Source organism: Blastomonas sp. AAP53 (genome assembly GCF_000331245.1).
In the GTDB taxonomy this organism is placed as follows: domain Bacteria; phylum Pseudomonadota; class Alphaproteobacteria; order Sphingomonadales; family Sphingomonadaceae; genus Blastomonas.
In genome coordinates this window covers 262,453-286,906 of sequence record NZ_ANFZ01000002.1, presented here as the reverse complement: position 1 = coordinate 286,906, position 24,454 = coordinate 262,453, and the positions used below count along the sequence as shown (strand labels likewise).

The 24,454-nt window shown below is 63.1% G+C and carries 26 protein-coding genes and 1 riboswitch; of the genes, 8 read left to right on the top strand and 18 right to left on the bottom strand.

All coding sequences use genetic code 11. The features are described from left to right. Positions 1 to 28: 28 nt before the first annotated feature. The gene (gene ung, locus D618_RS0101420) at positions 29 to 733 is read left to right on the top strand and encodes a uracil-DNA glycosylase (protein ID WP_017669700.1); all 705 of its coding nucleotides are present in this window, start codon (positions 29 to 31) and stop codon (positions 731 to 733) included. Here the strand turns inward: ung and D618_RS0101415 are convergent. The 5 genes from D618_RS0101415 to D618_RS0101395 form a co-directional block, all read right to left on the bottom strand. Beyond that, positions 730 to 1,134, bottom strand: a complete 405-nt coding sequence (locus tag D618_RS0101415) for a DUF2177 family protein (RefSeq protein ID WP_017669699.1) — start codon at positions 1,132 to 1,134, stop codon at positions 730 to 732. The genes ung and D618_RS0101415 overlap by 4 nt on opposite strands. Before the next feature lie 39 nt (positions 1,135 to 1,173). Then, positions 1,174 to 1,737 (bottom strand): hypothetical protein, encoded by a 564-nt coding sequence (locus D618_RS0101410; protein WP_152414466.1) that lies wholly within the window; start codon positions 1,735 to 1,737, stop codon positions 1,174 to 1,176. A gap of 266 nt (positions 1,738 to 2,003) precedes the next feature. Then, positions 2,004 to 2,477 carry a hypothetical protein gene (locus tag D618_RS0101405; protein ID WP_017669697.1) on the bottom strand — a complete coding sequence of 158 codons (474 nt, stop codon included), beginning with the start codon at positions 2,475 to 2,477 and terminating at the stop codon, positions 2,004 to 2,006. 153 nt (positions 2,478 to 2,630) lie between these two features. Beyond that, complete coding sequence (locus D618_RS0101400) at positions 2,631 to 3,014, bottom strand: VOC family protein (protein WP_017669696.1); 384 nt, start codon at positions 3,012 to 3,014, stop codon at positions 2,631 to 2,633. Between the two features lie 150 nt (positions 3,015 to 3,164). Then, positions 3,165 to 4,757, bottom strand: coding sequence for an isocitrate lyase (locus D618_RS0101395; protein ID WP_017669695.1), 1,593 nt, complete (start codon positions 4,755 to 4,757; stop codon positions 3,165 to 3,167). 394 nt (positions 4,758 to 5,151) lie between these two features. On the opposite strand from D618_RS0101395, the gene D618_RS0101390 reads away from it, so the two are divergent. Both D618_RS0101390 and D618_RS0101385 read left to right on the top strand, forming a co-directional pair. Beyond that, positions 5,152 to 6,093 carry a MipA/OmpV family protein gene (locus D618_RS0101390; RefSeq protein WP_017669694.1) on the top strand — a complete coding sequence of 314 codons (942 nt, stop codon included), beginning with the start codon at positions 5,152 to 5,154 and terminating at the stop codon, positions 6,091 to 6,093. A gap of 67 nt (positions 6,094 to 6,160) precedes the next feature. After that, positions 6,161 to 7,549, top strand: a complete 1,389-nt coding sequence (locus tag D618_RS0101385) for a hypothetical protein (RefSeq protein WP_017669693.1) — start codon at positions 6,161 to 6,163, stop codon at positions 7,547 to 7,549. A gap of 12 nt (positions 7,550 to 7,561) precedes the next feature. On the opposite strand, the gene D618_RS0101380 is transcribed toward D618_RS0101385, so the two are convergent. The 3 genes from D618_RS0101380 to D618_RS0101370 all read right to left on the bottom strand — a co-directional run bounded on the left by D618_RS0101380 (position 7,562) and on the right by D618_RS0101370 (position 10,533). Then, a complete protein-coding gene (locus D618_RS0101380; protein WP_017669692.1) occupies positions 7,562 to 8,356 on the bottom strand; it encodes a TIGR00266 family protein in 795 nt (264 codons plus the stop codon). Positions 8,357 to 8,491: 135 nt separating this feature from the next. Beyond that, positions 8,492 to 9,901, bottom strand: coding sequence for a hypothetical protein (locus D618_RS0101375; protein WP_017669691.1), 1,410 nt, complete (start codon positions 9,899 to 9,901; stop codon positions 8,492 to 8,494). Beyond that, a complete protein-coding gene (locus D618_RS0101370; protein WP_017669690.1) occupies positions 9,898 to 10,533 on the bottom strand; it encodes an ATP-binding cassette domain-containing protein in 636 nt (211 codons plus the stop codon). The genes D618_RS0101375 and D618_RS0101370 overlap by 4 nt, the downstream gene beginning before the upstream one ends. A gap of 76 nt (positions 10,534 to 10,609) precedes the next feature. Beyond that, positions 10,610 to 10,715, top strand: a riboswitch (TPP riboswitch). Positions 10,716 to 10,762: 47 nt separating this feature from the next. On the opposite strand from D618_RS0101370, the gene thiC reads away from it, so the two are divergent. Next, positions 10,763 to 12,667: a phosphomethylpyrimidine synthase ThiC gene (thiC, locus tag D618_RS0101365; RefSeq protein ID WP_017669689.1), complete on the top strand. Its 1,905-nt coding sequence runs from the start codon at positions 10,763 to 10,765 to the stop codon at positions 12,665 to 12,667. After that, entirely contained in the window at positions 12,660 to 13,259 is a 600-nt protein-coding gene (locus D618_RS0101360) for a hypothetical protein (protein WP_081590375.1), read from the top strand. The genes thiC and D618_RS0101360 overlap by 8 nt, the downstream gene beginning before the upstream one ends. 85 nt (positions 13,260 to 13,344) lie before the next feature. On the opposite strand, the gene D618_RS19575 is transcribed toward D618_RS0101360, so the two are convergent. Continuing rightward, positions 13,345 to 13,773, bottom strand: a complete 429-nt coding sequence (locus D618_RS19575) for a hypothetical protein (RefSeq protein WP_152414465.1) — start codon at positions 13,771 to 13,773, stop codon at positions 13,345 to 13,347. Beyond that, entirely contained in the window at positions 13,770 to 14,213 is a 444-nt protein-coding gene (locus D618_RS17365; protein ID WP_238550559.1) for a DNA/RNA non-specific endonuclease, read from the bottom strand. Before D618_RS17365 ends, D618_RS19575 begins: the two co-directional genes overlap by 4 nt. Positions 14,214 to 14,951: 738 nt before the next feature. On the opposite strand from D618_RS17365, the gene D618_RS0101350 reads away from it, so the two are divergent. After that, on the top strand, positions 14,952 to 15,371 hold the full coding sequence (locus D618_RS0101350) for a hypothetical protein (RefSeq protein ID WP_017669686.1): 420 nt from the start codon (positions 14,952 to 14,954) through the stop codon (positions 15,369 to 15,371). Here D618_RS0101350 and D618_RS17360 read toward each other — a convergent pair. From D618_RS17360 to D618_RS0101330, 4 genes are all read right to left on the bottom strand, one after another. Further along, positions 15,358 to 16,596, bottom strand: coding sequence for a glycosyltransferase family 87 protein (locus tag D618_RS17360; RefSeq protein WP_193746659.1), 1,239 nt, complete (start codon positions 16,594 to 16,596; stop codon positions 15,358 to 15,360). The two genes, D618_RS0101350 and D618_RS17360, sit on opposite strands and share 14 nt — an antisense overlap. A gap of 16 nt (positions 16,597 to 16,612) precedes the next feature. Beyond that, entirely contained in the window at positions 16,613 to 17,128 is a 516-nt protein-coding gene (locus tag D618_RS0101340; protein ID WP_017669684.1) for a GtrA family protein, read from the bottom strand. A gap of 129 nt (positions 17,129 to 17,257) precedes the next feature. Next, positions 17,258 to 17,692 (bottom strand): DUF2141 domain-containing protein, encoded by a 435-nt coding sequence (locus D618_RS0101335; RefSeq protein ID WP_017669683.1) that lies wholly within the window; start codon positions 17,690 to 17,692, stop codon positions 17,258 to 17,260. A 4-nt stretch (positions 17,693 to 17,696) separates the two neighbouring features. Next, a complete protein-coding gene (locus D618_RS0101330) occupies positions 17,697 to 18,488 on the bottom strand; it encodes a sterol desaturase family protein (protein ID WP_017669682.1) in 792 nt (263 codons plus the stop codon). 206 nt (positions 18,489 to 18,694) lie between these two features. On the opposite strand from D618_RS0101330, the gene crtY reads away from it, so the two are divergent. Next, the gene (crtY, locus tag D618_RS0101325; RefSeq protein WP_017669681.1) at positions 18,695 to 19,870 is read left to right on the top strand and encodes a lycopene beta-cyclase CrtY; all 1,176 of its coding nucleotides are present in this window, start codon (positions 18,695 to 18,697) and stop codon (positions 19,868 to 19,870) included. 171 nt (positions 19,871 to 20,041) lie between these two features. After that, a complete protein-coding gene (locus tag D618_RS0101320) occupies positions 20,042 to 21,529 on the top strand; it encodes a diguanylate cyclase (protein ID WP_238550558.1) in 1,488 nt (495 codons plus the stop codon). 194 nt (positions 21,530 to 21,723) lie between these two features. Here D618_RS0101320 and D618_RS0101315 read toward each other — a convergent pair whose 3' ends face one another. The 4 genes from D618_RS0101315 to D618_RS0101300 all read right to left on the bottom strand — a co-directional run bounded on the left by D618_RS0101315 (position 21,724) and on the right by D618_RS0101300 (position 24,453). Next, positions 21,724 to 21,972 carry a hypothetical protein gene (locus D618_RS0101315; protein WP_017669679.1) on the bottom strand — a complete coding sequence of 83 codons (249 nt, stop codon included), beginning with the start codon at positions 21,970 to 21,972 and terminating at the stop codon, positions 21,724 to 21,726. Positions 21,973 to 22,205: 233 nt separating this feature from the next. Next, on the bottom strand, positions 22,206 to 22,436 hold the full coding sequence (locus D618_RS0101310; RefSeq protein WP_026091154.1) for a biotin/lipoyl-containing protein: 231 nt from the start codon (positions 22,434 to 22,436) through the stop codon (positions 22,206 to 22,208). After that, entirely contained in the window at positions 22,436 to 23,473 is a 1,038-nt protein-coding gene (locus D618_RS0101305; protein WP_017669677.1) for an alpha-ketoacid dehydrogenase subunit beta, read from the bottom strand. The genes D618_RS0101310 and D618_RS0101305 overlap by 1 nt, the downstream gene beginning before the upstream one ends. Then, positions 23,470 to 24,453, bottom strand: coding sequence for a thiamine pyrophosphate-dependent dehydrogenase E1 component subunit alpha (locus D618_RS0101300; protein WP_017669676.1), 984 nt, complete (start codon positions 24,451 to 24,453; stop codon positions 23,470 to 23,472). The genes D618_RS0101305 and D618_RS0101300 overlap by 4 nt, the downstream gene beginning before the upstream one ends. Between the last annotated feature and the right edge of the window lies 1 nt (position 24,454).

Here is a 24,454-nt window from a genome sequence, read left to right as displayed (position 1 = left end):
CGGGGCAGACAAAGCCAAGGTCCGGGCGATGACAGACAATACCGGTCCCGAGGGCGACGTCCGGCTGAACCCGCAATGGCGGACAGCCCTCGCCGATGAGTTTGCCGCGCCGTATATGGCCCTGCTCAAGCAGTTCCTGCTCGAGCGCAAGGCGGCGGGCAAGCACATCTTTCCGCCGGGCAGCCACTGGTTCCGCGCGCTCGACCTGACCCCGCCCGACAAGGTACGCGTCGTGATCCTGGGGCAGGATCCGTATCATGGCCCCGGCCAGGCGCATGGCCTGTGCTTCAGCGTGCAGCCCGGCGTGCCGGTGCCGCCATCGCTGCTCAATATCTACAAGGAGCTGGAGCGCGACCTTGGCATTGCGCGCCCTGCCCACGGCTTTCTGGAAAGCTGGGCGCAGCAGGGCGTGCTGCTGCTCAATACCGTTCTGACAGTCGAGATGGGCGATGCCGGATCGCACCAGGGGCGCGGCTGGGAGCGGTTCACCGATGCGGTCATCGCCCGGGTCAACGCGCTGGAGCATCCGGTGGTGTTCCTGCTCTGGGGTGCCCATGCGCAGAAGAAAGCCGCAAAGCTCGACAGCAGGCACCTCGTGCTGAAGGCCCCGCACCCCTCGCCGCTCTCGGCGCATCGCGGCTTTCTGGGCTGCGGCCATTTCAGCCAGGCGAATGCGTTTCTGGAAGCAGCCGGGATGGCACCGATCGACTGGCGACTGCCCGAAACGCCCTAGCGCCAGATCGCCCGCGTCACCGCAAAGCCCGCCAGCGCCGACGATCCGGTGAGGAACGTCCCCCAAATGATGTCGAGCACGGTGATCTTGGTGCTCCATGTCGCCAGCGTCGCCTGGTTGGTGAGGTCATAGGTCATATAGCAGAAGAAGCCGAGCAGCGCGCCCTTGACCAATGCCGTCTGCCAGCGGCCATCGGCGAGCGCGGGCACGACCGCGAAAATCTGGATGCCCGCAATGTAGAGCACATAGAACACCACCGCCGGCGCCAGCCGGAACGACGGCGCGAGCATATCACCCAGGATCGGCTGGTACAGACGCGGCGCCATGGTCTTCAGCCACACGCTGTCGATCAGCGCGAAGGCCAGGCCCGTGAACAGATAAGCGGCAGCATAGCGGAGCATGATCAGACCTTTGCAAGATGGCTTTTGGCAGGTGTGCGGTCAGTCGCCGGTGCGCGTCAAGCGGGTGCGGTTGCGCGCCAGCCATTCGGTCGTGTCATCGTCGAGAAAATCGACCTCTTTCAGCGTCTCGATCCGGTCGCCATCGCGCACCGTGGTGAGGCGCAGCGTCGCGGGGCGGTTGGCATCCTCGCCCTTGGTCTGCTCGATCATCGTCCAGTGGAGGGAGTCGCGCGAACCCGGGTCGAGCGTGACCGCATAGGTCATGATCTCGGCGGCACGGCCTTTGCGAAAGCTGCCCGCCTGCACGGTCGCAGCCTTCGCATCGAACAGCTCGACCGTGGTGATCCGCACATTGCCGACCTTGGGGCCATCGTCGAAATCGGACGCACGGATGATCGTCGCGCCATCGCCCTGATCGGCGATGCGCGTCTTGACCGGAATGCCGAACCATGTGTCCGCGCTATAATCGCGATATTCCAGCTCGCCCGACCATGCGCCGGTCAATGAGGCGCGGGCGGCGGCGATATCCAGTGCGGGCGCTGGCTGAGCCACCGCAGGCGCGGCGGAGACGACCAGAAGGGCGGCGAAAAGAAACAGGCGCATGAAGGTCATCCCCCAGAGTGATCGATGGCCCAAGCTACGCCGCGCTGCCCCGCGTGGATGCAGCCCCGGTCGCAGCCGCTCCGTTAATTCACCATATTTTTAAGTCACTGGGAATTTATGAAAAAATTGGCCTCAGCTCGCTTTGCGGGCGATTGAACGGGTAACGATAGGGTGCAAGGCTGGGCGCGGAACGTCTGCTTACGGCGCAGCGTGACATGATCGCGAATGACTGACTATGGGTGGAAAGGCGAATGTCTGCTGCTAGATCAGCCCCTCTTGGAGACAGTCATTTCCTTGACCATCTTTCGAATTGCCAGAGGAACACGCCACCATGCCAAAAGCATATTGCCACCATAAAGCCACACAAAGGCAAATAGGCTGACGCACAGGCCTACCGCGATGCCTTGAAAGACGGTAGCAAAGATCAGAAACATCAATGCCGCGGCCAAGCAAAAAACTAAGCCATGCAAACTCCGCAAATCATATTGGAGGGAACGGTCATCGAGATCTTTTTCAATCCAAAAATTTCCACGGTCGTAAATCACTAGCGTCAGCCAATTGTTGACCGTAAACCAATCCTCCCAAAGCGGGGAGTGGAAGCTGATGGACGAATTGGTCTGTTCGCACACTGGCTTGTGCTGTTCAGTCAGGAAGGCTTCGATACGTTCGATTGCAACAATGTTCATGACATCGGAAGGCAATTTTACGGAGCCTCTCAAATGCCAAATGTTGTCAATCATCGGGAAACTTTTAGCGCAACAAACTATGGCTGCAATGGGGTCGCTTGCTGAATGGCAGCTTTTTTCCCCGAATGAGCAGATAGCTGACATGGGATTATAAGCCCAATCGCGCTTACCCATTGCAATCATCGTTACACAGCTATGCGGTGTTGATCACGCCATCGGCTGCGGCTGCCACAGTTCGATCTTGCGCCCGTCGGGGTCGATGATGTGCGCGAAGCGGCCGTTGGGCTCGGGCGACAAGACCTTGACCGGTTCCACCCCCTGCTCGGCGCAGCGCGCCAGCATGGCGTCGAGATCATCGACCATCAGGTTGAACATGAACTCCTTGTCCGACGGTGCGAAATAATCGGTTTCGGCGGAAAATGGCGAGAACACCGTGCCCGCGCCGGGATGCGCGGCGGCGGTGTCGGGGGTGAACACGACCCCGCCCCATTCGCCGAAATCCATCCCCAACACCCTGGCATACCAGGCGCATGTCGCGGCAGGATCGGCTGATTTGAAGAACAAGCCGCCCAGCCCGATGACCTTTGCCATTGCGCACCCTCCCTGATCCTGAACCCATCGGGACAATAGCATGGACCGGCGGCGCGGCGCCAAAGGAAAACCCGCCGGTGTTGCCACCGACGGGTTATACCTTTTCCTCCCCAGGAAAACTCTATCGGTCTTGGGACCGGTTCAGCGTGCTCAGCTGAACTGGTTCATGGTGTTGTTGACGCCGCCCGCCTTCAGCGCAGCTTCACCAGCGAAATATTCCTTGTGCGCATCGCCCAGGTCGCTGCCCGACATGTTCTGATGCTTCACGCAGGCGATGCCCTGGCGCAGTTCCTGACGCTGCACGCCCAGAACATAGCCCAGCATGCCCGCTTCGCCGAAATATTCCTTGGCGAGGTTGTCGGTCGAGAGCGCCGCGGTGTGATAGGTCGGCAGCGTGATCAGGTGATGGAAGATGCCTGCGCGCTTTGCGCCATCGGCCTGGAAGGTGCGGATGCGCTTGTCGGCGGCGATGCCCAGCTCGGTATCGTCATACTTCGCATCCATCAGCTGTGCACGGTCATATTCGGACACGTCCAACCCTTCCTTGACCATGGCGTCATAGACCTGCTGGCGGAAGTTGAGCGTCCAGTTGAACGAGGGCGAGTTGTTGTACACCAATTTGGCGTTGGGGATGACCTCGCGGACGCGGTCCATCATGCCGGCGATCTGCTCGACGTGCGGCTTTTCGGTTTCGATCCACAGCAGGTCGGCACCATTCTGCAGGCTGGTGATGCTGTCGAGCACGCAGCGGTCTTCACCAGTGCCTTCGCGGAACTGGAACAGGTTGCTCGGCAGACGCTTGGGACGCAGCAGCTTGCCGTTGCGGTTGATGATCACATCGCCATTGCGCGCGGTGGTAGGATCGATCTCCTCGCAATCGAGGAAGCTGTTATACTGGTCGCCCAGATCGCCCGGCTCGTTGCTGACCGCGATCTGCTTGGTCAGGCCCGCACCCAGCGAGTCGGTGCGGGTGACGATGATGCCGTCTTCGACGCCGAGCTCGAGAAACGCATAGCGGCAGGCGCGGATCTTCGCGAGGAAGTCCTCGTGCGGCACGGTGACCTTTCCGTCCTGATGGCCGCACTGCTTTTCGTCCGACACCTGGTTTTCGATCTGCAGCGCGCAGGCACCGGCTTCGATCATCTTCTTGGCGAGCAGATAGGTCGCTTCGGCGTTACCGAAACCGGCGTCGATATCGGCGATGATCGGCACGACGTGCGTCTGGAAATTCTCGACCTGCGCCAGCAGTTCCTGCTCCTTGGCGGTGTCGCCAGCAGCACGCGCCTTGTCGATGCCGCTGAACAGCAGATCGAGCTCGCGGGCATCAGCCTGGCGCAGGAAGGTGTAGAGCTCTTCGATCAGCGCGGGCACGCTGGTCTTTTCATGCATCGACTGGTCGGGCAGCGGACCAAATTCGCTGCGCAATGCTGCGACCATCCAGCCGGACAGATACAGGTACTTGCGCTTGGTGGTGCCGAAATGCTTCTTGATCGAGATCATCTTCTGCTGGGCGATGAAGCCGTGCCAGCAGCCCAGCGACTGGGTGTACTGCGAGGAATCGGCGTCATAAGCGGCCATGTCTTCGCGCATGATCCTGGCGGTGTAGCGGGCGATATCCAGGCCGGTCTTGAAGCGGTTCTGCAGCTGCATGCGCGCCACGGACTCGGGGTTGATGCCGGTCCAGCGACCCTGCTGGCTGCCGATGAGCTGTTCGTTTGCGCGGATATGGTCGGTATAAGACATGGCGGTTACCTCATTGCGAATCGGGCGTGTCATAAATTGACATCGCATGCTGTTGAGATACGCCGATTTGGCGGAAGCAGCCCATTTTTCGTCCATTTATCTTGTATCTTTGCGGCAGGTGCGAAGAGAGCAGCTGTCACTCTGTAAATTTAATTACATAGTGTTGCGGTGTTGTCAGCGACCGAAGCATCGGACGGAACCGTCTTCGCCCTCCACATCATCGGGTTTCCGAGCAGGCGGAACCCGGCGATATTGACTCACGACAGGCCGGCCATGCCCCGCGCTGTCAATCACCTTGATCTGCTGCAGCGCAGCATTATATCGGAGCTGTGGTGTCCCCCTCCTCCCGATGCGTGTGCCCCGGCAACGCAGTGCCATGTATGGAACGTCCCCGATGATCGCCAGAACCTTTGCGAGCCTTGCCCTGATCCTGGGGCTCAGCACCCCTGCCCTGGCGCAGACCGCCACCGACCAGCCGCCCGCACCTGAAGCCCGCCGCGAGGCCGCGCCCAAGCCTTATGGCCCGACGCCAGAGCAGCTCGAACTGCTGGGGACGGCCGCTGCCATGTCGCAATCGGTGTTCGTCAAGGACTTCTACATGACCGTGGGGCTCGGCGCGGGGTTTGTGCCCAGCTATGAAGGTTCGGACCAGTACGTCTTCTTCCCCGCGCCTGCGATCCAGGGCAGCTACAAGGGCTATTCGTTCGGCGCACGCGGCCCCGGCCTGTTCGTCGATCTCGTCAAGGATCCCGTGCTGCCCAAGGTCGAGTATATCGCAGGCCCGGTCATCCGCGCACGCTTCGACCGCAATGGGCGCATTCGCGATGAGGTGGTCAAGCTGCTGGGCAAGCGCGACATCGCGATCGAGGTCGGCGCGACCGGCGGCGTCAAGATCAACCGCATCTTCGACTATTTCGACAGCGTGACATTTCAAGCCGACGCGCTGTTCGATGTCACCGGCGCGCATTCGGGCGCCATCATCACGCCACAGGTGAGCTACAACAAGCTGTTCGGCACCAAGGGCGTGCTCAACCTGTCGGTTTCGGGTGATTTCGTCGACGGCGATTTTGCCGATTATTATTTCAGCGTCGATGCAGCGGGCAGCCGCGCATCGGGCCTGCCGCAATACCGCGCGGGCGGCGGGCTGAAGTCGATCAGCACCAGCGCGCTGCTGGGCTTCGACCTGTCGGGCAACGCGCTCGATGGCGGCTGGGGCGTGTTCGCGCTGGCCAGCTATTCACGGATGCAGGGTGATGCCGCCGACAGCCCGGTGGTCGCCATCCGCGGCGATGCGGACCAGTTCTTCGGCGGGGTAGGGCTGACCTACACCTTCTGATTGCGCGCAGCGGGCCGGTCTGCTCAGATCGGCATCAGGCCGGTCGGGCTGGCACGATGAGGACTCTATGGGCCGGAACATCACACGTGCGCTGATCGGCCTTGCCGCTCTCGCCTTCACCGCGCTGCCCGTCTCCGGCAAGACTGGTCCAGCCACCACCGTCAAGGCACCTCCCGTCAGCCTGCACATCACCCGTGCGCCCGGCAATGCCGTGCGCGCCGAATACCGGCTGGCGCGCCCCGCCAGAGCCCTGCACTTCGCGCCGCATCTCGATGGCTATCGCGCGCGCGACTGGAGGACGCTGGCGAGTGAATTCCGCTGGGTGCGCGACGGCGATGACGAGCGCATCGAGCGGATCGATGGCAGGCCCTTCACGCAGCTGAGCCTCGACATTCCCGTGCGCTACAGCGCGCTCGAAAAGGCCTATGCGCCGTTCTCTCCGTTCAGCGATGGCGGAATGCTGGTCTATTCCGGCCACTTCCAGACCTGCCCCGCGCTGCCGTGCAAGGGCACCGAGCCGCTCGCGGTCACGATCGATGCCGAAGGCGAGACGATCGGCGTCGGCGGCAGGCGCAGCGCGAACCGTGCCACGTTCGTCAGCCGTGAGGAGGGCACGTACGTCTATATCGGCGGTGCGGAGCCGGTTGCCACCGCGGGTTTCCTCGCCATCGTCGATCCAGCGCTGCAGACCTCGCTGCGCGACCATCTGCTCGAATCGCTGCCGCAATCGATGCGTGAATTCGCCGCGATCTATGGCGAGCTGAAAATCACGCCCGAGCTTTACGTGTCGCTCGATCCGCGGCCGCCATCGGGCACCAGCCTCTCGAGCCAGGGCGGCACATTGCCCGGGCAGGTGTTCATCCATCTCTATGGCGATGGCTGGCGCAAGCCGATCAACCTGGGCGAAGTTCTCTGGCTCGACTGGTTCTTCGCGCATGAAGCCGCGCATTTCTTTCAGCGTGCAGGGACAAATGACGTCATCGGGCCGGACTCCGAAGCCTGGATCCACGAAGGCGGCGCCGATGCCATGGCGGCGCTGGCGCTGCGCGACCGGGGCAGCGCAATGAGCGCCTATGTCGACCGGCGCGTTGCCGAGGCGCGCAAGGCCTGCGCAGCCGGATTGGCGCAGGTGGCGCTGAACACAGCATCGCGCACGGGCAAGTTCGACCTGCACTATCAGTGTGGCATGCTGATCGCGCTGGCGATCGATGCCGATCTCCGGCGGGCCTCATCGGGCGCGCGCGGGCTGCACGACGTCAACCGCCGCTTCTTCGCGACGGTGCGCGCAGGCACGCCGTGGAACGGACGCAGCTTTCTGGAAGCCGCCCGGCACAGCGGCGTGAGCGCGCCGACCTTGGCCGCGATCACCGCGATCACGAGCCGCAAGCTCGCAGACCCCGGCCGGCAGATCGACACGATGCTGCAACAGGCGGGGGTCGATACAGCCGCGCTCTGACGCGGCGGCGGCTCAGTTGCCGCTGAGCAGGTCGCCAATGCTGCCGAGCGCGGAGCCTTCGCCCCGGTTCTGCCCACCCCTGGGCCCGGCAGCCGCCAGCATCCGCCCGGCAAGCCGTGAGAACGGCAGCGATTGGATCCACACATGGCCCGGCCCGCGCAGCCGCGCGAAGAACAGTCCCTCGCCGCCGAACAGCGACGATTTGATGCCGCCTGCCGAGATCAGATCGAAGTCCACGCCCGACGTGAACGCCGCAACGCAGCCGGTATCGACATGCAGTTCTTCGCCCGGCGCCAGCTCGCGCTCGATCAGCGCGCCGCCCATCTGCACGAACACCATGCCATCGCCCTCGAGCTTCTGCATGATGAAGCCTTCGCCGCCGAACAGCCCGGTGAGGATGCGCTTCTGGAAATGGATGCCAATCGACACGCCCTTGGCCGCGGCGAGAAAGCTGTCCTTCTGGCAGATCAATTTGCCGCCATAGCGCGTCAGATCGAGCGGCAGGATGTTGCCCGGCGTCGGCGCGCCGAACGCGACGCGCGCCTTGCCCTGGCCGGTGTGCGTGAACACCGTGGTGAACAGGCTCTCGCCAGTGACCAGACGCTTGCCCGCGCCGAGCAGCGCGCCCATGAAGCCCCCACCCTGGTTCGCGCTGCCATCGCCGAACACCGTGGTCATCTCGACCGAAGCATCCTTCCACACCATCGCCCCGGCTTCCGCTACCGCACTCTCGCCGGGATCGAGCTCGATCTCGACAAACTGCAGCTCGTGTCCCTTGATTTCGTAGTCTATTTCATGCGCGGGCATGGGGTGCTCTCCTGATGGTGTTGAGTGAAGGGAGATTATCGCGCGAGTGTGACAGCGGCAATGCGGGCGGTCACAGGGGGGGGATAATCGTTCAAGGTAAATGGAGCGCGGCATGGTGCCATGAATAGACGCCGATTAGCTGGAGAGATAGACGTACCAGGCAATCAGCAGGACGACGCGCGGGGCAAAAGATGATCCGGTCAGCGTCGCGAGCATCATCGCAGCTATCGACGCAGCCCCGCCCGTCGCCAGTGCCAGCAACAGCGGCTCGCCCGATCCTCGCGCCGCAGCAGCGGGCAACGCCAGCAGGAGCGCCCAACCGGTGCCCGCCAACACAAAGGCGGCGCGCCGCATCATCGGCGACAGGCTCGTGGTCACGACCAGCTTGAGCAGCCCGCGCGCCTCGCTGCGCCCGGCATGCGCGCACAGGCCGAAGATCAGCAGCAGCAAAGACGCCGGGCTGCCCATATGGCGATAATCACCGCCCAGCCCCATCAGCGCCACCGCAACGGCGAGCAGCAGGAACAGCCGTCCCGCTCCGATCAAGCGGAATTCGGCGAGCACCAGGCCCAGCGCGGGGGATCCGGCCAGCCGGGCGGCCGGCGCATCGAGGCGCGCCGCTGGCGGTGGCCCTGCCGACAGCAGCTTGGCGATCCAGCCATGACCGGCCTTCCGCCTACCGACGCGATGCGGCCGATACATCAGCCCTCCGATCAGCACGATTGCCACCGCAATCCCGATCCAGGCCAGACGCGCTGCGATGTAGCCCGGCGCGTGCAGCCCGGCGCCGACATCCAGGTCGATGCGGCCGGGCTTCAGGCTGGCAGGGTCCACTCCGCCGATCTGGACATTCATCTCCCCCGCAGGCTCAGGACCCGCTAGCGGGCGCACAAAACCCGGATGATCGAACAGGTTGGCGGTGAAGGACGACGGCTGGTTCGCCCCCAGAAGGGGCATCACGATGGATGCCATCCACAGGAAGAAATAGGCGAGATCGCCCAGTGCCCCGCGTAGCCAGGGCAGCGCATCGAACAGGATGCGCAGGGCTGCGAGCATGATCAGTGGCGGGGCGGCGATCAGCCAGAGCGGATAGGCGATGTACCACGGGCTGAACGGCCCGGTCACCATCAGCCAACCCAGAAACCAGCCTGCCAGCGTCAGCGTGCAAAGCGACCCCAGCAGCACCACGCAATCGGCAGCAAACCGCCCGAGAAGCATCGCGATGCGCGGCGCGGCGGTCACCTCCTCCACCTGCCAGGGCTGGCGGCGATTGGTGTTGGCGCGCAGATAGATATAACCCACCGGCAGCAACAGCGTCGTCACCACGATGCCCAGCCACACCCCGAGCATCGCCGAGGTCAGCACCGGCAGCTGATCCTGGACGGCGATCACAACGCCCCGGCCGCTCTCGTCCGAAATCATGAGCCGCGCGCCGACCGGGGCAATCAGCAGCAGCAGCCAAAGCCCCCAGCTGCGTCGATAGCGCAGCATGCTGGTACGGAGCGACGAGCGCAGCACTTCGCCGGACCGGGCAGAAACGTTCATGCGGGTCGCACCTGACCCTGATCGACACGCAGCACATGCACCGCATGGGGGGCGAGCGCATCGGCCAGATGCGTGGTCATCACGACCACCGCCTCCCGCGCACGCTCGACGATCAGCGCGCTGACTTGCGCCGCTGTCTCGCCATCCAGCTCCGCCGTGGGTTCATCCAGCGCCAGCAGCCGGGGCGTGCCGAGCATAGCCTGCGCAAACACCAGCCGCCGCCGCATGCCGCCGGAAAAGGTGGCGATGCGGTTGTTGATATCGGCATGCAGCCCGATCCGATCGGTGATCGCCGCGAACTGCGCATCTGCCTCGGCCTGTCGAAGACCCTTCAGCGCCGCCATGTGCAGCGCGAATTCGCGCGCGGTCAGGTCCTCGGGCAGATCCACCGCTTGCGGCGCATAGCCGAGGCTCGTCCGTAACGCCTTGCGCGCAGCGGCCAGCGGCGCCCCGTCCCAGGCCATGTCGCCCGCATTGGGTTTCTCCGCAGTCGCCAGCAGCCGCAACAAGGTCGACTTCCCCGCCCCGCTCGGCCCCACGAGCAGCGTAAGGCCTGTGGGAAAGGTGGCGGAAACCCCATCCAGCACCCGCTTGCGGCCATAGGATCGTGTGATGTTGTTCAATGTCAGCATAACGCTGTGTTATTGTGACAATACACATCGCGCAAGCGGATTTCGCTGGCCTTGGCGGGCCGACCATCCTAATCTCCGCCCATCCCCGGGGAGCCGAGCGGCTGAGAGGTGGGCGTTGCGTCCCACGACCCGTTGAACCTGAACCGGCTGATACCGGCGGAGGGAGGGAGCGGCGTCTTTGTTCATGCGCCCGCGTCCGCTCTTTCCGTCGACCAAGGAGAGCAGACCCATGGCAGATATCCATTCCCGCACCGAGATCGGCGTGACCACCGGCCCCATTCGCGGCAGCCGCAAGGTGCATATTGCTACCAAATCGGGCAGCGGCATCCGCGTTGCGATGCGCGAGATCGATCTCGCCGGCGGCGAGCCCTCGGTCCGCGTCTACGACACCTCGGGCCCGTACACCGACCCCAACGCGCTGATCGACATTTCCGCAGGCCTTCCCGAACTGCGCCGCGACTGGATCCTCGGCCGCAATGACGTCGAGGCCGTGACCCAGCGCGAGGTCAAGCCCGAAGACAACGGCCAACTCGGCCCCGATCGCTCGGGCGGCGTGCCGGCGTTCCCCAATGTCCGCAAGCAGGTGCTGCGCGCGAAGCCCGGGATGAACGTCAGCCAGATGCATTATGCCCGCCGCGGCATCATCACGCCCGAGATGGAATATGTCGCCGAGCGCGAGAATCTGGGCCGCGAGCGCCTCGCGGAATACGTGCGCGACGGCAACAGCTTCGGCGCGTCGATCCCCGATTACGTCACCCCCGAGTTCGTCCGCGATGAGGTCGCGCGCGGCCGCGCAATCATCCCCAGCAACATCAACCACCCCGAAACCGAGCCGATGGCGATCGGCCGCAACTTCCTGGTCAAGATCAACGCCAATATCGGCAACAGCGCGGTCGCCTCGAACGTAGCAAGCGAAGTCGACAAGATGGTCTGGTCGATCCGCTGGGGCGCGGACACCGTGATGGACCTGTCCACCGGCCGCAACATCCACGACACGCGCGAATGGATTTTGCGCAACAGCCCCGTGCCGATCGGCACCGTGCCGATCTATCAGGCGCTGGAAAAGGTGGGCGGCGTCGCCGAGGAACTGACCTGGGAAATCTTCCGCGATACGCTGATCGAACAGGCCGAGCAGGGGGTCGATTATTTCACCATCCACGCGGGCGTCCGCCTTGCGTATATCCCGATGGCGGCCAAGCGCGTCACCGGCATCGTTTCGCGCGGCGGCTCGATCATGGCGAAATGGTGCCTCGCGCATCACAAGGAAAGCTTCCTGTACGAGCATTTCGACGAGATCACCGAGATCATGAAGGCGTATGACATCGCCTATTCGCTGGGCGATGGCCTGCGCCCCGGATCGATCGCCGATGCCAATGACGAGGCGCAGTTCAGCGAGCTGTACACACTCGGCGAGCTGACCCACCGCGCGTGGAAATCCGACGTGCAGGTGATGATCGAGGGCCCCGGCCATGTGCCGATGCACAAGATCAAGGAAAACATGGAAAAGCAGCTCGAGGTGTGCGGCGAAGCGCCGTTCTACACCCTGGGCCCGCTCACCACCGACATCGCGCCCGGCTATGACCATATCACCAGTGGCATCGGCGCGGCGCAGATCGGCTGGTACGGCACCGCGATGCTCTGCTACGTCACGCCCAAGGAGCATCTGGGCCTGCCCGATCGCGACGACGTGAAGGTTGGCGTGGTCACCTACAAGCTCGCCGCGCACGCCGCCGACCTCGCCAAGGGCCACCCGGCGGCGCAGGTGCGCGACGATGCGCTGAGCAAGGCGCGCTTCGAATTCCGCTGGCGCGACCAGTTTCACCTCTCGCTCGATCCCGACACGGCGGAACAGTATCACGACCAGACCTTGCCCGCAGAAGGCGCCAAGACCGCGCATTTCTGCAGCATGTGCGGGCCGAAGTTCTGCTCGATGCAGATCAGCCAGGAGGTCCGCGACTTCGCCACCAAGCAGAACCAGGGGGTGGAGGGCTTCATCGCCACCGGGCCAAGCGGGGCTGAGACGGCAGCGGCGAGCCGCGAAGCCGCGCTCAAGGGCATGGCGGAGATGAGCCAGCTGTACGAAGACATGGGCCGCGAGCTGTATCTGGGAGCTGGCGACCGCGAGCATGATTGAGCCAGTGAAGGCCGGGTTTGCAGCCGCATCGCTGGCGATGATGCTGCTTGGCGGCTGCGGGTCAGAGCCCGCAGCCGACCGCGCCGAGCCTGAAGCCGCCGCCGACCCGGTCACGGCCGAGGTTCCGGCAACCGCCGAACCCGGCGCGCCGACGCCTCCCGTTGCGGGCGCGCAAACGCTGACTCTCGAAGGCTATGGCGGGCTGATCATCGGCAAGCCGGTGCCCGCAGGCTCGCCCTGGGCCGCACGCGGCGCGCAGGCGTCCGACGCATGCCTGACGATCAGCGCGCCCGACTGGCCCGGCGCCTATGCCATTGTCGAGCAAGGCGTCGTCCGCCGGATCACGGTGAACGACGAATCCGGAGCGAAACTGGTCGAAGGCATCGGCCCCGGGTCGACCGAAGCACAGGTCCGCGCGGCCTTCCCGTCGTTCGTCGCCGAGCCGCACAAATATGTCGACGCCCCCGCCAAATACCTGACCCAGCCCGGCGCTGATCCCCGGCTGCTCTTCGAGATCGACGAAAAGGGCAAGGTCAGCCTGGTGCATGTCGGGATGATGCCGACGCTGGCGTATGTTGAGGGGTGTTCTTAGGGATGGGCAGCTTCTAGCCAGAGTTTCTTGAGGATTGCTAGAATCCCGGAGAAAACTCGGCCACAACAGCGATTGGAAGCTCTTTCTAATCTGCTTGTTCACCCCAGAAGCCCTTGGGCATGGGAGGGAATACAATCTCGCCTTCACCGAAATACGAATGAACCACTTCACGTCTCACTTCTAAATCATCTCGTTCTCGATCTACATCTTCAGGGTAGAGAATTCTTGTCGAAACCTTTCCATCCTTTATAAATATCTCGACGCCTTCACACTGTTTTTCCAACGGAGGTGTGTATTTCAGGTCTTCCATAAGATCAACATTCTCCATGTCTTCATCAAGGACATTGGAATATTCAATGCAATCCTTCTTTCCGACAAATACACAATAGGTAACTGCATTGAGCTCAAAATCGCTCAAAGCAAGAATTCCCCTGTTCTCTGTACCATGCTTCGCGACCAGATTGCGCGCAATATCAGAAATTATGTCTGCCATTTCCAACTGCCAATCGCTCATTTGCGTTTCCTCGCTTTTATCGGCTTTACCTTGACGCTGGGGCGGTTATCGATTTTGGCATACTTTGTATCTCCGCCAATATTGTACCAGATGCGAATGACATCGGGCCGTCTCGATCCCTTGGGATAGGATATATTCATTGCCAAGCTGACGGGCGTGCCCTTGGCCCTGGCATTGAACCATTTCTGTTCGAGGGCACGATATTTGCCGCGGTTGACCCCTGCGTCCTGCGGGAAATGGTTAAATGAATCATTGGGGCCGTTGAAGCGGTGCGCAATGTAATGGCCGCCGTCATCGGTTGGCAGCCGGTCAGGCTTGCCCGCATTGCGCTGCGCTGATCGTGACCGCGGCGTTTTGGCTTCGATTGACAGGGAGGCGACTTCAATCCTGTGTGGATCGTTCTGTTCATCAAGAAAAAAATGGTATTCGTTGCGTTCCACCTTCCGCCAGCGCGGCGTCCGCATGGGCCTTGATGGTACAGGCTTGGCGGATGGGCGGGGATTGACTGGACTTGGAGCGACAATAAGTTGAGCAGGTCTCGCGCGAGGTGTGGGCTCTGGCTTGGCCCGTACCTGACCGCCATATGCCCCCCCAGCGCCTGCACCGCCAAATGAGCCACCCCCACCGGTTGTTCGGCGCAGGGGCACGGCCGGGACGTCAACGCGGAGGTGTGGCCGGGCGCGTGACCGACTCGTCGGTCGCGATTCCGGCTCCTGCCCGCCCGATCCATAATGTCGCCCTGTCCCCCTAAAAGTGAAGCGACCGTCCTCAGGATCGTGCCACGGGTTAAACTTGCGTTCGATCGCGGGCGTTGCCGTTCGATCCGGCCAGCGCCCGGTTCGCAACCAAGTTGCAAAACCATTGCGTTTGTCATCGGGCGAACCCTGCATAGTGCCGCTCCATCAAGGAAAACCGGCAAGAACATATCAACAACATTTTCCAACAAGTCAATCAGGACGAAATAAGCCTCTACCGCACGAAAACAAATCTGGGCGAACAAATCCTTTTGCTTTGCTCAAACCTTACGAAGATTTGTCTATCGATTGTGTGTGACCACTGGGGCTAATGATCTGCTCCATTTCGGACCTACTTCCTCGCCAAAGGCTCCACCTCTTGCCGTGACCGCCTTATGCTCGCCCCTGCAGCGTGGGGCTGCGGCATGGCGTGGGGGCGATGCGATGAGGATCTTGTACGCAGCTCTGGCATTGGCGATGCTGGCCGCGCTGGCGTTCGCCTTGCCCGCCTGGACGATGGCGCCCAAGGAGGCACAGGCGATGGAGATGGACTTTTCGCATGTCACCAGCCGCGCGCAGGCTCAGGCTCTGGCAAGGCGCGGGGAGCTGACGAAGATCCTCTATTTCCCCAAACGGTTCGGTGGGGAGAACGTGAAAGAGAACACCGGCTATGTCCCGCCGGGCACGCAGGTGGCGCTCGACTTCGCGCATGACCGGATCAGCGGGCTGATCGACCTCAAGAGCATCAACCGCATGATCGTCGAGCCGAAATATCGCGGTAAGAGCGTCGTGCCGTCGGCGATCGTCTATATCTGCTCGGGCGAGGGCGAAGGGACGATCACGATGACCATCAATATCTGGTGACGGACCATTCGTGACGCTGGACCGAGACCGCGCCCGCTGGCTCCGCCAGAGGTGCCCGCCGCAGCGTCATCGCCACCAGCGCAATCAGCAGCATCAGCGGCGCAGCCATCAGCGAAGGCGGCGTGTCGCCTGCGCCAGCCATGTCGGGATCGGCGAGGAACGCGGTGATCAGCCCATAGCCGATCGCCGTCCAGCCCACGGCCAGCAGGCCGATCTGTTCGGCGGTGCGGGTGCGTTGCAGCAGGTCGGGCAGCACGAAGGCCAGCCCCACGCCCAGGATGCCGAGGTCATAATCATAATTGTACGGGCTGACGAAGACCGATGCGGCGCAGGCACTGGCTGCCAGCCAGCGCGGCGGCAGCCCGCGACGCCAGCCAAGCAGCAGCAGCCCCAGCGCCAGCAGCGCCCCTGCCGCCTGCACGGCAAAGGCAGCGCCCGATGGAAGCCCGGTGCTCAGCGTCATGGCGTAGAGCGATGTCATGCGGAACAGCGGATAATGCCCCTGGGTCAGGAATTCGCCGGATTCGGCAACGCCATCCAGGAACGCACTCCAGATGCCCGCGCCGAACACCCATGTCGGGACGAGCAAGGCTGTCACCACCACGGCGGCGGCGATGGCCATCGCCTGCCAGCGCCGTTCGATCAGCGCCAGCAGGGCAATGCCTGCGGCCAGATGCGGTTTCAGGATCATCAGCCCCAGCGGCCAGCCCGCCTGCGGACGGCGCGCCATGAAGGACAGCAGGAACCAGCCGGTCAGCGCGCCGGTCAGGAAGCCGTTCTGCCCGGTCATCACCGTCAGCGTCATCACCGGCAGCATCGCGATCAGCACCCCGGGCAGATGATCGCCCGCGATGCGCCGCAGCACCAGCACATAGGCAGTCAGCGTCAGCGCCATGAACAGCGCATAGGCCAGCCCCAGGGGCAAAGCGGCCAGCGCGGTGACCAGCAGCGTATAGGGGGGCGGATAGGTCCAGGGCATGAAATCATCCACGCCGGTGAACAGGTGCTGCGCCTGTTCCATCGTGGCCATGTGATAGGCATCCCCCGCCCTGCCCTCCAGCGCCAGGCTGCCCGCGACATAGAACGCGTGGAAGTCGGCGAAGATACCATCGCGCTCGGTCTGCAATGCAAGGTGGAACGAGATCGCCGCCATGGTCAGCAGCATGGCAAGCGCCGTCAACACTGCCTTGGTGGCAAACGGGCTGGTGGCGATCCGGGGCGGCATGGACAGGCGTCCGCGATCAGGCAGGCGGCGCTGCCGGGGCGGCATAGCGCACCGCGAGCCCCGAACGCCCCGCAAAGACGAAGCGGCGATCCAGATGGTATTTGACGCAATAGCCGATGCCGAGCCCCAGCAGCGCGCCGGCGACGCGCGCTTGATGCGTGTCCCAGACGATCCAGAATGTCGTTTCGACCGTCCAGAAGATCAGCGTGGTGGCCACACCCATCAGCGAATAGAGCGAAAATTGCTGCGCGTTGGTGACGATGTCGCGGCCCGGATCGGCAAAGATCCAGTATTTGTCGAGCGCGTATTTGAGCACGAGGCCCGCGCCGGTGCCGCAGACCAGCGCCGCATAATAGAAGATTGCGCCGTCGTTGACGCTCAGCAGCAAGGATTGGGTGCCCAGGTTGGCAATGGTCGCCAGGATTGCAAAAGCGGCGTAATGCAGCACCAGCCGAAGGCCGTGTTTCGGCCGATCACTGGCCACAAACGGCGGCATGGCCGTTGGCCCGCCGCCTGGTTCGGTCTTGCGCATCACATGTCCCCGGCGTCTTCCAGGCCGTCACAGCAGGACCGGGAAAGACGCGCAGAAACTGCAACATCAGGGCTTAGATTTCGTTAACATCCGTCTTGCGACGCGCGACGCCCCTGAAAACCCCTGCGCTCACAGATAGTATTTGATCTTCACCCGCTGGCTGGCACCCGCCCCCTGCGCCACGAAGACCACCTGCGAAAAGCGCGGCGGGCCGAAGCTGAAGCTGGGATTGCGCGAAAAGCCGATGCCCTCCTTGGGGATGCCGGCAAAGGTATCGAGCTTGTTGTTGCCGTTCTCGTCATGGACGATCGCCAGCGCATATTCGCCTGCGGGCAGGTTCTCGAAACGGGCAACGCCATCCCTGGCCCGCGCGGTCAGGCGATAGGCGCTCTTGTCCTTGTCGCAATCGGGGAAGCTGCGTTCATTGGCGGTCAGGCACAGCTGCAACAGCCCCTTGGACGAGCGCAGATGATCGACCGTGATTTCAACGGTGCTCAAAGGTGCCGCCCCAGGCAGGGTTAGCAGCGCCATGAAACCCATGGCCATCGTCGTGCGCAGCTTCACCACATCAACTCCCGGATGGCGCCGAGCGGGTCGCATCGCCCAGCGGCGACACTTCGCGCGGTCGCGACCTTGTATCCTGAAAGGTGCCCAGCCCCTTGTCCGTACCGCATAGCCTGTCCCACAAGCGGAAATAAAGCCCGTAATTGCAGGTATAGCGCGCATGATGCAACTGATGGTGGCTTGCGGTGATGAGCCCCTTGCCCAGCCGCCCCTGCACCAGCCAGCGCGGAAACAGCTCCCAGCCCATATGGTTGGTCACTCCCATCAGCGTCATCGTCGCCAGCACCAGCCCCAGCATCGCGGCATGAATGGGGATGACGAACACCAGGACGGGGATCACGATGGCGCCGGTCAGCGCCTCGATGGGGTGAAAGCTCATCGCCGCCCAGGCCGTCGGCGGGCGGCTGTCATGGTGCACGGCGTGCGCGATGCGAAACCATTTGGGCTGATGCATCCAGCGGTGCGTCCAGTAGAACCAGGTGTCGTGGGCAAACAGGAACGCAAGCACCGACACCGGAAGATACCACAGCGGCCATTGGTCCCAGTCAGTGTAGACCTGCGTCCAGCCCCGGTTCTGCCAGCCCCAGGCGACGATACCGGTGGGGATGCCATAGATCGCCGCGCTGTACAGCGACCAGCGAATCTCGCGCCCGATCTGCGGGTTGAGCCCGGCATACAGGCCCGGCCGCACCTTGCGCGTCAGCCAGGCGAACAACCCGCTGGTCAGCAGATAGCGCAGCCCGACGATCAACGTCATGGCGATTGCGGACAGCACGATATGCGAGGAACCCAGCATGTTTGACGCCTTAGCGCTAAAACGGGTGCACTGCAAAGCGGCAGGCGTCTGGGCCATGAATTGCCCGCATAACGGCCATCCGCTGACCCCAGCGGCGGAAACTGCCGTGCAATTGTAACATCGCATCCGATCCGCCTGGCTTGCAGCGGTAAAGCGCCCCTTCCGCCCTTCCCTCGCACGGCCTGCTGCGCTAGGGCGGAGGGAACATGAAATCCCCGCGCAATATCTCCAGCAAGACGCTCAAATGCGATGTCGCGATTCTCGGCGGTGGCCTCGCCGGCGGCCTGATCGCGCTCGCGCTGCGCCGCAAGCGACCCGAGCTCGACGTGCTGCTGATCGAGGAAAGCGCGACGCTGGGCGGCAACCATATCTGGTCGTTCTTCGGTCCCGATGTCGCAGGCGAGCACCGTTGGCTGGTCGCCCCGCTCGTCTGCCACGGCTGGCGCGGCTATGACGTGAAGTTTCCGGGGCACGAACGCGCGCTGGAAGAGAGCTATTACTCGATCCTGTCCGACCGGTTCGATGCCTATCTGCGCGAGGAGCTGCCCGCGCACCATATTGTCACCGGAGTGCGTGCGCTCGCGGCGAGCCAGACCAATGTCGTGCTGGAAAACGGCGCGCGGATCGAGGCAGGCGGCGTCATCGATGCGCGCGGCGGCGGCAATGTCCGCCATCTGCGCTGCGGTTGGCAGAAGTTCATGGGGCAGATGCTCCACCTCACCGAACCGCACGGCCTGACTCGGCCCATCGTGATGGACGCGACGGTCGAGCAGATGGACGGCTATCGCTTCGTCTACTGCCTGCCGATCAGCCCGATGGAAATCTTCGTCGAGGACACCTATTACAGCGACACGTCAGACCTCGATACGCAGGCGCTGGCGGGCCGGATCAGCGCCTATGCCGATGCCAAGGGCTGGCAGGTCGAACGCGTCAGCCGCACCGAAACCGGCGCGCTGCCGGTGGTCTATGGCGGCGATTTCGGCGGATACTGGCAATCGACCGGCGGCGACGTCGCCAAGGCGGGAACGCGCGCAGCGCTGTTCCACGGCCTTACCGGCTATTCTTTGCCCGATGCGGTGCGACTGGCCGCCCACATCGCCGAGATGCCCGACCTGTCGGGCGCGGCGCTTGCCGAGATGAGCCGCAAGACCAGTCTCGACCACTGGCAGGCGGACGGCTTCTACCGGATGCTCACCAAGATGCTGTTCAAGGCCGCAGGGCCGGATGAACGCTACCGCGTGCTCGAACGCTTCTACACGCTGCCCGACGCGTTGATCGCACGCTTCTATGCGGGCAAATCGACACTGATGGACAAGGCTCGCGTGCTCGCCGGCCGCCCGCCAATGCCGATCTGGCGCGCGATCCGGGGATTGTTCAGCTAGGCTCGCAACGGCAGAACAGCCAGGCCGGACAGCCAGTCCGCCCATCCCCTCAACCGGCAAGCCTGTGCGTTTCGCGACAGCCGTTCCATTCGGCGATTCAGCAGCAATTAACCGTTAATCAATGCTGGCTAGCAGGGGGTTATGGTCAGGATTGGCTCCGGAGAAGATGACGTGTCCACGGATTTCGAACAGGCGCGCCTTGGCGTATTGAACAGCCTGAACCTTCTCGACACGCCCCATGAGCGCGAGTTCGATACCATCGTGCAGTTGGCGCAGCGCCTGACAGGCTGCAAGATTGCGCTTGTCTCGCTGGTCGACAAGGATCGCCAGTGGTTCAAGTCCAAGATTGGCCTGGATGTGGACGAAACGCCGCGCGAGTTTGCATTTTGCGCGCATGCTGTGGCTGCAGATGACGTCCTGGTCGTTCCGGATGCGACCCAAGACGATCGATTTTCCAGCAATCCTCTCGTCACCGGCGCGCCCAACATCCGGTTTTACGCCGGAGTTCCCATCCATGCCGAGACGCAGCAGACGCCATCTAGGCGGGTCCCGCTGGGCACTCTGTGCGTGATCGATGACACGCCGCGCGACTTCGATCCCGGCGACATGAAGCTGCTGGCCGAACTGGCCCAGGTGGTCGAAACCCTGATTGCTGCAAGGACATCGACCGCCGAGGCGGTCCGGTTCGCCGAGGAGCGCGAGCGAAACCTTCAGGCGCTCGATCGCAAGCACCGCCAGCTTCGTCAGGCCGAGCGCATGGCCAAGATCGGATCGTGGCGCCTGACGCTGGCCGACAACAAGACCGAATGGTCCGAACAGACCTATGCGATCCACGGCGTTCCGCCCGGCGATGGCAAGCCGCTGGATTCGGCGCTGGACTTCTACCCTCCCAAGGCGCGCGCCACCCTTACCGAGGCGCTCGAGCGCACCATGGCAACCGGCGAGCCGTTCGACATCGAAACCGATTTCAACACCGCGCAGGGAGAGTATCGCCGCGTCCGCAGCATGGGCGAGATCGAAATGGACAAGGGCCAGCCGGTAGCGCTGATTGGCGTGTTTCAGGACGTCACCGCGCGCTTCCAAATGGAAGAGGCGTTGCGTCATGCCGCGCACACCGACGAGTTGACCCGCATCGCCAGCCGCGGGCGTTTCAATGAAGTGGTGGACGAACGGATCAAGGCGACGGTCGCCAATGCAGAGCGCTGCGCTGTGCTGCTGATCGATCTGGATCACTTCAAGGCGGTGAATGACCGGTTTGGGCATCAAGCCGGTGACGAGGTGCTTCGGGTCATGGCAGCACGGCTCAATGCCGACTATCTCTCCAACTGCTTTGCCGCCCGGCTGGGCGGGGACGAGTTTGTCCTGCTGATTTCGGATCAGGCGATCCTAAAGGATCTCACCGGATTGCTGCGCCGCTTGCTGTACGATCTGCAATACACGGTCAGCACCAACGGCGTGACGCTGAACGTCTCCGCAACGATCGGCGCCTGCTGGCTGGGTGGCCAAGTCAACAATCGCGGTCAGTTGCTGCGCAATGCCGATGCAGCGCTCTACGAGGCCAAGCGCAGGCAGCGTGGGTCCGCGATAATTGCGGGCAGGAGCGACCTTGTCCTCCCCGGGCAGGCAGAAACAGTGCCTCTGAAGCTGATCCGCAAATAGCCGCTGCTTACGGTGTCGGGTCAGCCCGATGCCTGTGCAGCGGGCCGCTGCGTTGCTGGACAATAGCCCAGTCCGTCCGCTCAGACTGAACGGACGGGGTCATTTGCGGCTGGTTCCAGGCATCGTCGTTTGGCGCGGGAAGGTCGCAAAGTGGCTGGATTCCAGCAACGCCGGTCGGCTCAACCGCCACCCAATTATTGCTTCTTGGCGCGCAAGGTTGACCAGAACATCATGGTGACGCCAAAAGCGACAAGGATCAGCGACAGCGGACCGACATACAGCATGAACCGCTCAACCTGTTCAACAGACCAGCGAGAGTTGATCGCGTCCACCAACATGTCGCCGCCTTTCAACAGCCCCGCATGAAGACCAAAGGCGGACAACATTGCTGCCGTTCCGAACAGCATGGCAAGTGCAAGGGCGATGATCCGAATTTGCGTCATAGGAAACGTTCCTTCAGACTTGGGCAACTCTGAGCGCTTTTTATCTCGCGAGGCAATGTCCGACAAGGGGTCGCTGCCTGAACGACAGGTTTTGCGCAACTGCACAGGTAGCTGACGAGTGGCTTTTAGTTCCGCGTGCCTGCGCAAGCTACATGTCGCTTCTGGTCGCGTTCACCCTTCCGACGCGTCGCGCAGCGGGCTGGGACAGGTGAGGGTGACGCAATCCAGCCCCCCTAGCCAATCGTCCCGATCACATCGCCGATCTTGTACGCCTCGCCTTCCTCGCCGGTGACGCGCAGCACGCCTGAATCCTGCGCTTCGATCTCGGTGGTGCTCTTGGCGGTCTCGACGGTATACAGCACATCGCCCTTTTCCACCGTCTCGCCATCGCCGAACATCCATTCGACCAGGGTGACCTCGGTGACACTCATGCCGAGCTTGGGAATGCGGATTTCTGCCGCCATCAGCGCTTCCATTCCATCGTCGTGCGGATCGCGTCGGCGATCTCGTCCTTCTTGGGGATCCAGGCCTGTTCGAGCACGCTCGCCATCGGGACGGCAGAAAACGCGCCGCCGATGCGCTGCACCGGGGCCTTCAGCTCGTTGAACAGGCTCTCGTTCAGCCGGGAGGCGATTTCCGCGCCGGTGCCATAGGCGCGCACCGCCTCGTGCAGCACCACCGCGCGGCCCGTCTTGCGCACCGAAGCGGTGACGGTCGCCTCGTCGTACGGCGCGATGCTGCGCAGATCGATGACCTCGACCGACACGCCTTCTGCGGCCAACGTTTCGGCCACCTCCAGCGCATCGAGCACGGTGCGGCCATAGGTGATCAGCGACACGTCAGAGCCTTCGCGCGCGACCGACGCCTTGCCCAAAGGCACGCGGTAGTCGGCACCCGGGTCATCGGACTTGAGCCCGTAGCACAGGATGTTCTCGATGAAGATCACCGGATCGTTGCACTCGATCGCGCTGCGCATCAGCCCTTTGGCATCGGCTGCGTTCGACGGCGTGACGATCTTGAGGCCAGGCACATGCGCGAACCAGGCTTCGAGCATGTCCGAATGCTGGCCACCAAAGCCCACGCCGACGCCCGTAGTGGTGCGAATGACCATCGGCACATTGGTCTGCCCGCCGCTCATGAAGCGCAGCTTGGCCGCGTGATTGACGATCTGGTCCATCGCCACGGTGACGAAGTTCATCAGCATGATCTCGGCAATCGGGCGCATGCCTGCCAGCGCCGCGCCGACGCACGCACCCATGATCGCCTGCTCCGAAATCGGCGTCGCGCGAATGCGATGATCGCCATATTTCTCGCTGAGCCCGGACGAGACCTTGAACACGCCGCCGCCTTGCTTGGCGCCGACATCCTCGCCGAGCAGGATGACGCCCTCATCAGCGGCCATCGCCTCGTCGATCGCGGCATTGAGCGCCTGAACGACGGTGATCTGCTTCGGCTTCTTGGCCTTGGTGGCTCCGACTTCGAGTGTTGCAGTATCGCTCATGCCGCGATCTCCTCTTCGAATACATCCTTGCGGATTTCGTCGGCATCCGGATAGGCGCTGGCAAAGGCGAACTCGACCGCCGCTTCCAGCTCCGCCTCGAGCCCCGCGACGATCGCGTCGAGCTGGTCTTGCGGGAACTGGTGCTCGAGCATCAGCGCATTGAGCTTGGGCAGCGGGTCTTCCGCCTTCATTTCCTCGATATGCTCAGGGGGCATGTACGAGAAGTCCGCGCCGAAGAAATGCCCCATCATCCGGTAGCACATCGCCTCGATCAGCGTCGGGCCTTCCCCGGCGCGGGCGCGATCCACCGCCTCCTTTGCGACCTGATACATCGCCACCGCATCATTGCCGTCGACCTTGACGCCCTTCATCCCATAGGCGGCAGCGCGGGTGACGATGCTGTCCACCTTGGTATGATCGGCAAAGGCGGTATGCTCGCCATAGCGGTTGTTCTGGCAGAAGAAGATCACCGGCAGCTTGTAGAGCTGCGCCATGTTCATCGCCTCGTGGAACGCGCCGATATTGGTCGCGCCATCGCCGAAGCAGGTGACGGTGACCTTGCCGTCCTTCCTGTTCTGGCTGGACAGCGCCAGGCCATTGGCGATCGGCAGGCCGGAGCCGACCACGCCGGTGGTGACCATGACGCCGGTGGCGGGATGGGTGATGTGCATCGACCCGCCCTTGCCCTTGCAGGTGCCGGTGGCGCGGCCAGCAATCTCGGCGATCAGAAGGTCGAGCGGAACCCCCTTGGCGATCTGGTCATGCTGGCCGCGATAGGTTGTGACGAGATAGTCGTCCTGATTGAGTGCCGCCATCATCGCCGATGTCACCAATTCCTGCCCACGCATCGTGTAATAGATGGTGGCCAGCTTGCCGCTCATCAGCAGCGAGCGCATCTTCTCGTCGAAGCGCGCCACCTTCATCGTGCGCTTGTAGATATCGAGCAGTTTTTCGCGATCGATCGGCGTGATGGCGGTCATG